Annotated in this window: 12 protein-coding genes; 2 read left to right on the forward strand and 10 right to left on the reverse strand. The window is 70.0% G+C overall.

Annotated elements, in window-relative coordinates:
- On the forward strand, positions 1-848 hold an 848-nt coding region (locus TFC3_RS24935), incomplete at its 5' end, for a serine protease (RefSeq protein WP_067504574.1).
- Positions 849-1,077: 229 nt separating this feature from the next.
- On the opposite strand, the gene TFC3_RS24940 is transcribed toward TFC3_RS24935, so the two are convergent.
- From TFC3_RS24940 to TFC3_RS24980, 9 genes are all read right to left on the reverse strand, one after another.
- Positions 1,078-2,157 carry an NAD-dependent epimerase/dehydratase family protein gene (locus TFC3_RS24940; protein ID WP_067504577.1) on the reverse strand — a complete coding sequence of 360 codons (1,080 nt, stop codon included), beginning with the start codon at positions 2,155-2,157 and terminating at the stop codon, positions 1,078-1,080.
- Between the two features lie 99 nt (positions 2,158-2,256).
- Positions 2,257-2,604 (reverse strand): Lsr2 family protein, encoded by a 348-nt coding sequence (locus tag TFC3_RS24945; protein ID WP_067504580.1) that lies wholly within the window; start codon positions 2,602-2,604, stop codon positions 2,257-2,259.
- A gap of 138 nt (positions 2,605-2,742) precedes the next feature.
- A complete protein-coding gene (locus TFC3_RS24950; RefSeq protein WP_067504583.1) occupies positions 2,743-4,377 on the reverse strand; it encodes an FAD-dependent oxidoreductase in 1,635 nt (544 codons plus the stop codon).
- A 104-nt stretch (positions 4,378-4,481) separates the two neighbouring features.
- Entirely contained in the window at positions 4,482-5,111 is a 630-nt protein-coding gene (locus tag TFC3_RS24955; protein ID WP_067504586.1) for a GntR family transcriptional regulator, read from the reverse strand.
- An 8-nt stretch (positions 5,112-5,119) separates the two neighbouring features.
- Complete coding sequence (locus tag TFC3_RS24960; protein WP_067504590.1) at positions 5,120-5,956, reverse strand: biotin-dependent carboxyltransferase family protein; 837 nt, start codon at positions 5,954-5,956, stop codon at positions 5,120-5,122.
- Positions 5,953-6,564 carry an allophanate hydrolase subunit 1 gene (locus TFC3_RS24965; protein ID WP_067507496.1) on the reverse strand — a complete coding sequence of 204 codons (612 nt, stop codon included), beginning with the start codon at positions 6,562-6,564 and terminating at the stop codon, positions 5,953-5,955. The genes TFC3_RS24960 and TFC3_RS24965 overlap by 4 nt, the downstream gene beginning before the upstream one ends.
- 37 nt (positions 6,565-6,601) lie before the next feature.
- Positions 6,602-7,363, reverse strand: coding sequence for a LamB/YcsF family protein (locus TFC3_RS24970; RefSeq protein ID WP_173745346.1), 762 nt, complete (start codon positions 7,361-7,363; stop codon positions 6,602-6,604).
- Positions 7,364-7,367: 4 nt separating this feature from the next.
- Complete coding sequence (locus tag TFC3_RS24975) at positions 7,368-8,591, reverse strand: NRAMP family divalent metal transporter (RefSeq protein ID WP_067504596.1); 1,224 nt, start codon at positions 8,589-8,591, stop codon at positions 7,368-7,370.
- Between the two features lie 106 nt (positions 8,592-8,697).
- Positions 8,698-9,336, reverse strand: coding sequence for a methyltransferase (locus tag TFC3_RS24980; protein ID WP_067504600.1), 639 nt, complete (start codon positions 9,334-9,336; stop codon positions 8,698-8,700).
- A gap of 79 nt (positions 9,337-9,415) precedes the next feature.
- Between TFC3_RS24980 and TFC3_RS24985 the strand changes: the two genes are divergently transcribed.
- On the forward strand, positions 9,416-12,481 hold the full coding sequence (locus TFC3_RS24985; protein WP_067504603.1) for an EAL domain-containing protein: 3,066 nt from the start codon (positions 9,416-9,418) through the stop codon (positions 12,479-12,481).
- On the opposite strand, the gene TFC3_RS36240 is transcribed toward TFC3_RS24985, so the two are convergent.
- Complete coding sequence (locus TFC3_RS36240) at positions 12,409-13,080, reverse strand: AlpA family transcriptional regulator (protein WP_201787215.1); 672 nt, start codon at positions 13,078-13,080, stop codon at positions 12,409-12,411. The genes TFC3_RS24985 and TFC3_RS36240 overlap by 73 nt on opposite strands.
- Positions 13,081-13,082 lie beyond the last annotated feature (2 nt).

Here is a 13,082-nt window from a genome sequence, read left to right on the forward strand (position 1 = left end):
AAGCCGGCACCGCCGCGACCGTCGACAAGTCCGGAACGACAGCGACGGCTGTCAACCGGGCCTCAGCCGCCAGCACCGCCGGCTACTGGACCCCCGAGCGCATCGCCGCCGCCAAGCCGGTCGTCGCGCCCAAGCTCACCCCGGCCGCCGCCCCGGTCGCCGAGCCGCAGGGCACCCCGCGGTTCGTGCACGCCACCGAGCCCACCGGGGCGCACACCACGGCCAGCGAGTGGATTACCAACGGGCGGTTGTTCTTCACCAACCCCGGGGTCGGGGACTTTGTGTGCAGCGCCAACGTGGTTTCGAGCAACAACCATGATGTGCTGGCGACCGCGCGGCACTGTGTTGCCGACCCGGGAGCCGGGAAGGTGTATCAGAACTTCCGGTTCGCGCCGGCGTACAACCGGGGGAATGCTCCCTATGGCTGGTGGACGTGGCGCTCGGCCGGGTGGCGGGTGGACGATCTCGGGCCCGGTGGGGACAACGCGTTCATTGTGCTCAACCGCGGAGGCAACGCGAACCTGCACGTGCAGGACGCGGTCGGCGGCTCGGGCATCGGCTTCAACTGGGCAAGCAACAACTATGCGCACGCGATCGGGCTACCGGCCTCGGTGGACTATGCCGTGTGGTGCGAAGGTCAGCCGTACGACGGACCTTCGGGCGGTGTGCAGATCCGCAACTGCAACGGGCTGTCGGGCGGCGCGAGCGGCGGATCGTTCATCGTGAATTACCAGGCTGACGGCTCGGCAGTGCAAACCGCCAGTTACTTCGGCAGTTGGGGTGACGCCTACTGGGCGTACTACCGCGACGTTGCCTGGCAGGTTTACAACGGCGCCCAGAACGCCTGACAAAAGGCCAGATCCGATTGGGGTACGGTCACGCCCGTGGCCGTGCCCGGAAGGCTCACACCGTGCATCGCCGAGGTCGACGGCCATCCCGCTGACCTCGCCGGTCCCCGGCAACGGGCGGCGCCGGACCGGTCGACGCAGCCCTCGCCGCACTGGCCCGCACGCTGGATGGTCCCGCGGCGGCCGAGGCGCACGAGCACGACGCGTTGCCGCCGCCGGACAGCCTTACTCAGTAGGGGTTGCCGGTGCCGGGCAGGCGGCCGCGCAGCACCCCGCCCAGACGCCCGGGCAGATCCGGTTTGGCCGATAACGGCGGGCTGTCGGTGTGCGCCCGGTACGCCATCCCGGTCACCAGTTCCTTGAGCGCGTGCACAGAATCGGTCATCGGCCGCCAGCCCAGCTCGGACTTGATCCGGTCGCAGGACATCAGCGGCGCCTTGAGGCCGAGCTTCACCCAGCCCACGTCGACCGGTTGCAGACGCAGCCACCAGCTCGCGCCGGCCGCGCCGCGCAGCACGAAACCGGGGATCGGCACCTCCCGGCCGTGGAACGTCCCGGCCGCCACGCTCGGGTCGAGCACCGGGCCGGCCGCCACGTTCAGTGGGCCCCGCACATCGGACTGCAGGACCCGGGCGTACGCGTCGGCCAGGTCGTCGGCGTGCACGGCTTGCACCCGCAACGCCGGGTGGGACGGGATGAGCGGGATGCGGCCGTAGCGCAGTAACCGGGCCGGCAGCAGTGGGCCGGCGAAGTAACGGGCGATCTCGGTGCCGACGTCGCGCTGGAAGATCAGGCCCGGCCGCAGCCGCACCACGCGCAACGTCGGGTGATCGGATTCGATGCGGTCCAGATAACTTTCGACCAGAGCCTTGTGCCGGCTGTACGAAGAACCGGGCACCCCGGTGCGGGGGAACGCCTCGGTGACGTAGGCATCCTTGGGACCCGGGGCGTACACGCCGACCGACGAGGCGAACACCAGCGTGGAAACTCCGGCACGCAACACGCCCTCGACCACGGCGCGGCTGCCGAGCACATTGGCTTCGAACAGCCGGCGCTGGTCATGGCTGGGCTGGATCTGCCAGGCCAGGTGCACCACCGCGTCGGCGCCCCGGAAGATCTCGGCGAGCCGGGCCGCTGCCCCCGGATCGGCGATGTCGCAGGCGTGCCACTCGACCACGTCGTACGGCTGGGCGTTCGCCGGTGGCACCCGCCGGACCACGCCGGCCAGGTCGATCCCCGGCTCGTTGCGCAGCCGGCGCAGCAGGGCCGTCCCGGCGTTTCCGGTCGCTCCGACGATCACCACTCGCATGACCGTCCGGTACCCGCAGGGCCGGGCTTGAACCCTGCCGTTCGCGTCCCGGCCGGCGGGCAGCACCGGCCGGGACAAGAACCAGCAATCGCCTGCGGGTCAGTGCTTGCTGTGGTATGCCTCGACGATTGAGCTCGGGATGCGGCCGCGCTCGGAGACCTCGTAACCGTTCTTGCCCGCCCACTCGCGGATCGCCTGGTTCTGGTCGCGGGTCGCCCGGCCGGTGCTGGTCGCCGGACCCCGGCGCACGGCCCGGGCCTCCGCGCCGGTACGGCCCACGCGGGTGGCGGCAGCCAGGTACGGGTCGAGGGCCTTGCGCAGCTTGCCGGCGTTCTTCTCCGACAGGTCGATCGTGTAGTTCACCCCGTCCAGTCCGAACTCCACGGTCCGGTCGGCCTCGCCGCCATCGAGGTCGTCGGTCAGAAGGGTGATTACCTGCTTGGCCATGTTGAAGTCGCTCCTATGGCGGTGCCATTGTGGTCGGGTATTTCAGCGGTTTCATTCTGTCCGCGCCGCAGGTAAGACGCAAATTGTCACAGCGCATGTCGCGCTATTGTGCTCGAAGAAACGCTTTCAATGTGTCGTTCAGCACGATCGAAAGGCACCGGTGGCGTGCGCGGGAACGGCCGGTGAGCGCGGCGGCACGGCCGGGATGCGCTGGTAGGGCGTCCCGAGTGGCGGGCGCGGATCGGCATCGCCTTTGTTCGGCCAGAACGACATCGCCCGTTCGGCGAGCGCGGTGATGGTCAGCGACGGATTCACCCCGAGATTGGCCGGAATGACGGAACCGTCGGCGATGTGCAGTCCTTGGTAGCCGAACACCCGCTGATAGCCGTCGACCACGCCGGTGTCGCGGGAGTCGCCGATCGTCGCGCCGCCGAGAATGTGCGCGGTCATCGGAATGTCGAACACGTCGCCGATCGCGCCGCCCGGCTGGCCACCGATCTTCGCGGCAATCCGGCGCACCGCCTCGTGACCCACCGGGATCCAGGTCGGATTGACCGGCCCGTGGCCCGCTGCGGTGGTCAGGCTGCCGTTGCGCTTACGCCGTACCGTCAGCGAATTGTCCCTGGTCTGCATGACCAGCGCGATGATGGTCCGCTCGCTCCACCGCCGTTTCCACAGCGACTGGGCCAGCAGGGCGGGATGCCGCAGCGCCTGGCCCAGGAAACGCAGCGGGCGCGGCACCCGTCCGCCGCCGTCGACCAGCAGCGTGGTCAGCAGGCTCATCGCATTACTGCCCGGGCCATAACGGACCGGTTCGATATGGGTCTCCGCATCGGGATGAAACGAGGAGGTGATCGCCACTCCGCGAGAGAATGGTTCCGCGGGCACCCGGGCGGCCTGCGCGCCGAGCAATGCCTCGCTATTCGTGCGGGTCAGCGAGCCCAACCGGGGTGAGAGGGCGGGCAGCATTCCGGTGGCTTTCATCTCGTGCAGCAACCGTTGCGTGCCGAGCGCCCCGGCCGCGAGCACCACCTGGTTCGCGGTGAACACCCGCCGTCGAGAAACTATCCGCCAGCCGCCGTGCACCGGGCGCAATCCGGTCACCTCGGTGTCCGGGTGAACCACCGCCCCGGCGCGTTCGGCCAGATACAGGTAATTGAGATCCAGCCGGTTCTTCGCCCCGATCCGGCACCCGATCATGCAATTGCCGCACTCCGTGCAACCGGTGCGCGCGGGGCCCGCGCCGCCGAAATAAGGGTCGGGCACGGTGCGTCCGGGCTCACCGAAAAAGACCCCCACCGGGGTACGGCGAAAAGTACCGCCCACGCCCATGTCCTGCGCCACCGCGGCCACCACCCGGTCGGACGGGGTCATCGACGGTTGCTCGGTGACCCCCAGCATCCGCGACGCCTGGTCATAGTGCGGCAGCAGCTCCGCGGCCCAGTCGGTGATCGCCGACCAGCGTTCGTCGGCGAAGAACCGGGCCGGCGGCTCATACAGCGTGTTCGCATACACCAGCGACCCGCCCCCGACACCGGCCGCCGACAGCACCACGACGTCCTTGAGCAGGGTGATCCGCTGAATGCCGCGCATGCCGAACCCGGGCGCCCACAGAAAACGCCGCAGATCCCACGAGGTCCTGGGCAGGCTGGCGGCGTCCCAGCGCCGGCCCGCCTCCAGCACCGCGACCCGGTAGCCCTTCTCGGCCAGCCGCAGCGCGGTGACGCTGCCGCCGAACCCGCTGCCCACGATCACCACGTCGTAGTCCGCCATCAGGACATGGTAGAAGCGCGCCTGCAGCCGGCGTCAGGTCCGCGACAAGAGCCTGCCCGCATTGTTTGCCGCATGACGAACTCAACGCTCTTCGCCGCAGCGGCTCAGGGCAGGTTGCCGAGGACGACGCGCTCGGAGGTCAGCAGGTATTCGCGCAGTGTTTCGGCGGCCTGTTCTGCCTCGCCGGCTTCGTACAGGGTGGCGATGTCGTCGTTCATCTGCACGAAGGGGCGGTGCAGGGCCTCCGGATCGGGGGCGGCGACGAAGGCCAGTCGCAGTTCCGCGGTCAGTTGCCGCATCCAGGCGTCGAGGCGGGGGCTGCCGGCGAGCGCGACGATCTGCTCGTGGAAGTGCATGTTCGCGGTGCCGACGCCTCGCCAGTCGCCGTTGTCGCGGGCGCGCCCGGCGTCGGTGACCGCGGCGCGCAGGCCCGCGGCTCGGGGTGGGTCGGTGGGAGCCTGGCTGAGCGCGGTGCATTCGAGCAGTACCCGTACGCGGTAGATGTCGGCGATCTGGGCCGGGCTCAGCGAGGCCACGAACACCCCGCGGTGCGGCTGGCGGACCAGCAGGCCCTCCTCGATGAGCGTGGAAAACGCCTCGCGCAACGTGTTGCGGGAAACCCCGAGCGGGCCGGTCAGCGAGGTCTCCGACAGCCGCGAACCCGGCGCCAGCTCACCGTTGATCATCGAGTTGCGCAGCTCTTCGACCGCCCGGGCGGCGGAACCGGTTGTCACCGGTCCAGTCAACCAGCCACGAACCGCAGCGTGGCGCCGGGCCGGGCCTGGGCCGCCCGGTCGGCAGCCTCCGGGGTGAGCACGGCGATGACCGGGTAGCCGCCGGTGACCGGGTGGTCTGCCTGGAACACGATCGGTTTGCCGTCCGGGGGCACCTGCACCGCACCCCGGACCACGCCTTCGCTGGGCAGTTCGCCGGTGCGCGCCCAGGGCAGGGCCGGGCCGTCGAGGCGCAGGCCCACCGAGTCGCTGGCGGGCGTCACGGTGAACGCGGCGCTGAGGAAGGTTTTCACGGCCGCAGCGGTGAACCAGTCGTCGCGGGGGCCGAGGTCGACCTCCAGCGGACCGTCGGCCGGCAGCGCGGGAACGGGCGAGGTGACCGCTTCCAGCGGGCCGATGGGGAGGACATCACCGGCTGCCGGTTTGGCGGGTCCGATGCCGGCGATCCGGTCGGTGGAGCGCGAACCCAGCACTTCGGGCACGCCGAAACCGCCGCGTACGGCAAGGTAGCTGCGCAGGCCGCGCTTGGGCATCGACACTGTTACCGTCGCGCCGGCGTGCACCTCGGTCGCCGTTTCCAGCGCGATGGGGGTGCCGCCCACAATGAGGGCTGCGTCCGTACCGGTTAAGGCAATGGTTGTTGGTTCGTCGAAACTCACCCGCAGCCCGCCCAGCGTGCACTCCAGAACGGCCGTGCCGGGTGGGTTGCCGACCAGAGCGTTCGCGCGCGCAAAGGCCCCGCGATCCACAGCTCCGGACGGCGGCACACCCTGATGCGCGTGCCCCGGCCGCCCGGCATCCTTGAGAACAACGAGCGGCCCGGTTCGCAGAATTCGCAGGCTCACCGCGCCACCGCCTTGAAGATGACCCGCATTCCGGGTACGAGCAGAGCAGGCTCGCTGCGGTCCAAGTCCCACAGCACCGCCGTCGTGCGCCCGATCAACTGCCACCCTCCCGGACTGTCATGCGGGTAAACACCGGAGAACCGCCCGGCCAGGCCCACCGACCCGGCCGGGATCCGCGTGCGCGGCGACTCCCGCCTCGGCACATCCCACTCCCCACCGACCAGGTACCCGAACCCCGGCGCGAACCCCCCGAACGCCATCGTCCACTGCGTACCGGTGTGCCGGGCCACCACCTCGTCAACGGAAACGCCCAAATGCCCGGCCACCCCCGCCAGGTCCGGCCCGTCATAGACCACCGGAATCTCCACGGTGCCCGCCGCCACCCGCGAGAAGGAACCCGGCTCCAACCCGGCAACCGCCGACCGGACCGCCTCCGGCGAGGTCACCCCGGGATCGAGCCGGATCAGCACGGTCCGGGCGGCGGGCACCAGGTCGACAACCCCGGGCAACCCGGCCGCCCGCACCGCGGCATACAACGCCAGCGCCGCCTCGAGGTCGTCCACCTCGGCGAGCACAGCCTCCCGCCCGCACCGCAAGAATCTCGTCATGCCTTGCGCCATTCTTGGCGAAGATCAACGCCGGCAGTCATGAGCCCACCCCGGCAAAGGCAGTTATCCGTACGTCCGCAGCAGTCAGCTTTTCCGCAACCGCACGGGCCAGATCGACGGCTCCCGGTGAGTCGCCGTGCACGCAGATCGAATCTGCTTCCACCTTGATGATCGAGCCGTCCACCGCCACCAGCGTGTGCTCGGTGACCAGGCGCAGCATCCGCTCGGCGACCTCGGCCGGGTCGTGCAGCAGCGCTCCCGGCAACCGCCGGGACACCAGGGTGCCGTCGGCGTTGTAGCCCCGGTCCGCGAACGCCTCGCGGACCGTGCGCAGCCCGGCCTGCGCCGCCAGGTCCAGAAACACCGAGCCGGGCAGCCCGAGCACCGGCAGGTCCGGGTCGTAGCGCCGGACCGCGTCCACCACCGCCGCCGCCTGCTGCTCGTGGTGCACGATCGTGTTGTAGAGCGCGCCGTGCGGTTTGACGTAGAGCACCCGGTCACCGGCCGCGCGGGCCAGCCCGTCGAGCGCCCCCAACTGGTAGATGACGTCGGCGACCAGGTCCTGGGTCTCGTAGTCGATGAACCGGCGGCCGAAGCCGGGCAGATCGCGGTAGCCGACCTGGGCGCCGATCACCACACCGCGTCCGACCGCGCGCTCGCACGTCGCGAGCAGGGTGCGCGGGTCGCCGGCGTGGAAGCCGCAGGCCACGTTGGCGCTGCTGACGATGTCGAGCATCGCCGCGTCGTCGCCCAGGCGCCAGGTGCCGAAGCCCTCGCCGAGGTCGCTGTTGAGATCCACGGTGTCACCCCGCCAGATAGTCGAAGATGGTGCGCGCCGAGACGACGCCCATGTACCAGGTCAGCCCGGCCACCAGCACGCCGAGCACGAGCAGCCATACCGGATAGCGGTAGCCGCGCAGCAACTCGCGCCGGCGCCAGGCCGCGTACAACAGAATCGTCAAGCCGATCGGCAGGATCAGGCCGTTGAACCCGCCGGCGAAGACCAGCAGGGCGGCCGGGGCGGTGCCGATCAGCAGGTAGATGACCGTGGTGACGGCGATGAAGCCGACAGTGCCCCAGGAGCGCAGGCGCGGCTCGTTCATCCGGGCCGAGAAGGCGGTGAAGAACGAGACCGAGGTGTACGCCGCCCCGATCACCGAGGTGATGGCCGCGGCCCAGAGCACCACGCCGAAGGCCCGCTGGCCGAATTCGCCGGCGGCCGACCGGAACGCCTGGGCTGTGGCATTGCCACTGGTGTCGAGCGCGACGCCACCGGCGACCACGCCGAGGATGGCCAGGAACAGCAGGTAGCGCATGAGCCCGGTGACGGCGATGCCGCTGAGCGCACCCCGGGTGACCTCGCGGATGTGCTCGGGTCCGGTGGTGCCGCTGTCCAGCAGCCGGTGTGCCCCGGAATAGGTGATGTAGCCGCCGACCGTGCCGCCGATGATCGTGGTGATCGCGGCGAAGTCGACGTGCTCGGGCAGGATCGTCTGGGTGAGCGCGTCGCCGACCGGGGGCTGCGACACGATCGCCACGTACAGGGTCAGCGCGATCATGACCAGGCCAAGCCCGATGAGCAGCCGGTCCATCGCCATCCCGGCCCGCTTGACCAGGAAGATCGAGATGGCGGTGACCGCGCTGATCAGGCCCCCGATTTTGGGGTTGAGGCCCAGCACGGCGTTGAGCCCGAGGCCCGAGCCGGCCACGTTGCCGATGTTGAACACCAGCCCGCCCAGGATGACCAGGAACGCCAGCAGGTAGCCGGCGCCGGGCACCACCGCGTTGGCGATCTCGTGGGCGCGCTTGCCGCTGACCGAGATGATGCGCCAGATGTTCATCTGCACGACAAAGTCCACCAGGATCGACATGAGGATGCCGAAGGCGAACGCGGCGCCCAGCTTCGCGGTGAACGTGGTCGTCTGGGTGATGAAGCCGGGACCGATGGCGCTGGTGGCCATCAAGAAAATGGCCCCGATCAACGCGGTACGGCGGGAGCGTCGCGTGGCGGTTTCCGTCGTCGTCATGAAGCTCTCCAATCGGGTTGGATCGATGCGGAGGAGCCCCCTTGACGCTAGGGATTGTTCAACGATCCCACAAGGTTTGTTCAACAATCTGCGATTACCGGCCGGTCTACACCTGCCAGACGCTCGTCCGGCGCACCGGCACACTTTCCAGCGACTCGATGACGGGTACCTCGTAGGTGTGCCGGCGAACCATCCCGTCGGTGGGCAGGTAGGCCCGCCCGGGATCGCCGACCAGCACCAGCGCACCCCGGCCTGCGGCGCGCCGCAGGAACGGCAGCACCCGGCCGGCCATCGCCCGGCTGTAGAAGACGTCGCCGGCCAGGATCACCGACGCTTCGTCGTACCCCCGCTCCAGCAGATCTCCCTCGATCAGCGCGACCCGCACCCCGTTGGCCTGCGCGTTCGCCTCGGCCGCGGCCAGCGAGTACGGATCGATGTCGTTGGCGGTCACCGAGCGCGCCCCGGCCCGGGCCGCCGCTACCGCCACCAGCCCCGAACCGGTCGCCAGGTCCAGCACATCCCGGCCGCTGACCAGCTCCGGCTCATCGAGCACGTGCCGGGCCAGCGCCTGCCCACCGGCCCAGGCGAACGCCCAGAACGGCGGGGGTTGCTCGGTCCCGCCCGCCTCGGTGCGTTCCCACAGCTCGATCGGCTCATCGGCCTGGTGCAGCACCAGCTCGGGCAGAAACGGGACAGGAACGATCCGGGTGTTCGCCCGGACGAAGTCGGTTGCAAGGGTCGCCACCCCCTCATTCTGCTCAGCTGCCAGCGGGCCGGACCGATCAGGCTGGCATCGAGCGCGCCGAGGCGAGGAAGGGGACGCCATGCCTGAACGGCTGGTTGCTGCCCTTTTCGGCGTCGTCATGGTGCTGCTGGGCACGCTGTTCACCATTGTGCCCGACGCGCGCCCGGCCATCCGCGTGCTCGCCGCCGCCGGCACGCTGGCCGTGATCGCGCTCGGGCTGCGCCGGCACCGCCCGGAGCGCCGCGGACCGTGGCAACTGCTGACCGTCACCGTGCTGGTCGCGCTCGCCGGTGCCCTGGGCTTCTCCAGCACCTCGGCTCCCTCGGTGGTTCACGGCATCGGCGTCCTGCTGCTGCTCGCGGTGTACCCGCTGCTGGCCGGCGCGCTGGCGCTGTTCGTGCGGCACCGCACCGGTGGGCGCCGCGACCGCGGGGCAACGCTGGACGCGCTCACCCTGACCTTCGGCGTGGCCCTGCTCGCCTGGACGTTCCTGATCGGCCCGCAGATCCGCGACCCCGAACTGTCCGTCAGCACCGTCACGATGGCTGTCGCCTTCCCGGTCGGCGGCCTGCTGTGCGTGGCGGTGCTGGCCCGGCTGCTGATGGTTCCCGGCCGCCGGCCCGCCGCGCTGGCCTGGCTCACCGCTGGCGTACTGGTGATGCTCACCTCCGACATCGGGCCCCACCTCGCCGACGTCCAGGGGACCCCCAACTACCTCGCGGCCCTGGGCCGGCTGCCGTTCTTCGCGGCCCTCGGGCTCGCCGCGCTCGACCCGTCGATGACCACCCTGACCAGCCCCGCGCCGGCCAAGCCGAGCGACCTGGGCCGGGTCCGGCTCGCGCTGCTGGCGCTCGCCGCGCTGAGCGCCCCCGCGGTGCTGATCCTGCAGGTGGGTGTCAACGGCTCGGTGCCCGGCATCCTGGTCATCGCCGGGCTCAGCGCGCTGACCTTCCTGCTGGTCCTGGCGCGGATGGAGGGGCTGATGAGCAGCCACCGGCTGGTCGTGGCCCGCGAACGCGGCCTGCGGGAGGCCTCGGCGGCGCTGGTCTCCGCAGCCGACGCCGACGAGGTCGCCGACGCGGTGCGCCGGGCGGTCACCCAGTTGCTGCCCGCCGACACCCCGCACCGGGTGGTGCTGGCCATGGCCCTGACCGGCCCGGACGAGCAGGTCTCGGACGAAGCGGCGCTGCAGGACGCGCTGGACCGCTCGACCGGTACGGCGGCCCGGCTTGTCGCGGTGCGGGCGGTGGACTGGGCGGTAGCCGTACGGCTCAACCAGTTCACCATGGTGCTGCGGTGCCCGCTGGTGCTCGCCGACCGCCCGGCCGGGGATCCACTGGTCGGCGTGCTGCACGTCGGCGCGCCCACGCGGGCCCTGCTCGACCTGCAGCAGAGCCTCGAAGTGCTGGCCACCCAGGCCGCGCTGGCGTTGGAGCGCATCGAGCTGAGCCAGGAAGTGATCCGGCGCAACAGTGAGGCCTACTTCCGCACGCTGGTGATGAACACCTCCGACGTCATCCTGATCGTCGACGACGAGAACCGCGTCCGGTACGCCAGCCCGTCGGCCGGCCCTGTGCTCGGCACCGACCCGGCCGGCGTGCTGCTGCCCGAACTCATCCACCCCGGCGACCGCCAGCGGCTGGCCGACGTGCTCGCCGCCATCCGCAACGGCGGCAGCACGGCGGAAGGGATCGACCTGCGGGCCCTCGGGCGCCGGCGTACCGAGGTCATGCTCGAAATGCACTGCCGTGACCTGCGCAGCGACCCCACCGTAGCGGCGATGGTGGTTACCCTGCGCGACGTCACCGAGCGGCGCCGGCTCGAACGTGAGCTGACCCACCAGGCGTTCCACGATTCGCTCACCGGGCTGGCCAACCGGGTGCTGTTCACCGACCGGCTGCAGCACGCGCTGGCCCGCGGCGCCCGCGATGGCTCGGTGGTCGGCGTGCTGTTCATCGACCTCGACGACTTCAAAATCGTCAACGACACCCTCGGCCACGCCGTCGGCGACCAACTGCTCATCGCGGTGGCCGAGCGCATCTCCAGCGCCCTGCGCGCCGACGACACCGCAGCCCGCCTCGGCGGTGACGAGTTTGCCGCACTGGTGGAGAACGTGCAGGACCCCGGCGCGGTGGAGGAGACCGCCGAGCGCATCCTGGTGGCGCTGGCCGAGCCGATCATCATCGACGGCGAGGTACTGCAGGCCAACGCGAGCGTGGGCATCACCACCACCCCCGAGGCTGATACTGCGCATGAGCTGCTGCGCCAGGCCGACCTCGCGCTGTACGTGGCCAAGGGCGCGGGCAAGAACCGCTGGCGCCGCTACCAGAACCACCTGCACAGCGCGATGGTCGAGCGGCTTGAGCTGCGCGCAGCCCTGGACCATGCGGTAAACGAGGGCCACTTCCTGCTCCAGTACCAGCCCATCGTCAAACTGGCCGGCGACGAGGCGGTCGGCTTCGAGGCGCTGGTCCGCTGGCACCACCCCGCCCGCGGCATCATCGCCCCCGACCAGTTCATCGAGGTCGCCGAGGAGAGCGGGCTGATCGTGCCGATGGGCCGCTGGGTGCTGGATCAGGCGCTGCACACGGTCGCGCAGTGGTGGCGGGTGCTGCCCCGGGCACACCGGCCGTACGTGAGCGTCAACGTGTCGGTGCGCCAGTTCCGGCAGCCGGGGTTCGTGGACCAGGTGCGGGCGTCGCTGGAGTTTGCGGGCGTACCCCCGCAGGCCCTGATGCTCGAAATAACCGAAACCCTGCTCATGGGCGACGACGAGCGCATCTGGACCGAGCTGGCCACCCTCAGGGAGCTGGGTGTCAAAATCGCCATCGATGACTTCGGCACTGGCTACTCATCGCTGGGCTACCTGCGCCAACGCCCCATCGACGTCCTCAAAATCGACAAAATGTTCATCGACGACATGCTCGGCGACACCCAGCAACTGACCCTGGTCAGCGGCATCGTGTCGCTGGCGCAGTCCCTCGGCCTGACAGTGGTGGCGGAAGGCATCGAAGACGCGGCGCACAAGCGGATGCTGGCGCGGCTGGGCTGTCCGCTGGGGCAGGGCTACTACTACTCGCAGCCGCTGGACGCTACTGAGGCGTTCAGCTGGCTACGCGGACCGCAGGCCGGGATCGCCGCCTGAGATTTCCTCGCTGCCAGCCGATCGATCCGGCAACGACATAGTCCAGCCAAGAGCCGGAACAGATGGTGAAGAGCCGCTGGTCCGGCTCGCTCCGATCCGCACAACGCACGATCAAGCCGTTGTAATGGGTATGGGACCTGGATGTTCTCGACGGAGCCGAAGGACCAGTTGATGCCCGTGCCACCGTGGCGGGAGCGAAGCAGCAACTGACTGCGGCTGGCCGCATAAGACCATACGGAGAACGGCCGATCCGACTCGAAAAGCGTCTGCCCCGGCACGAGATCATCGTCCTTCTCCAGCCACACCTCGGGACCGTCCAGCTGGCCCTTGATTTGCGGGTGGTGCTCGCGGGCCCAATCGTCGATGTCCTCGCCCAGCCAGCCTCGACCACGCTTAAGCACCGCTACAGGCTTGGGGAAGGTGTCGGAAGCACTGAGAACGTCGAGCCACGCCTTCGAGATACTCAACCGCTTGGTTACCTCAGCCGCTCCCATCAGATTCATCATCGCGCGACCCTCCGCGGTGGTCGCGTCCCGTTCAGCGTGACGGAGTCGGGGCAGGGAAACCACGCGCATCCGCAGGCGCACCGAATCTTCCAAGG

The organism is Actinoplanes sp. TFC3, assembly GCF_001553785.1.
In the GTDB taxonomy this organism is placed as follows: Bacteria; Actinomycetota; Actinomycetes; order Mycobacteriales; family Micromonosporaceae; genus Actinoplanes.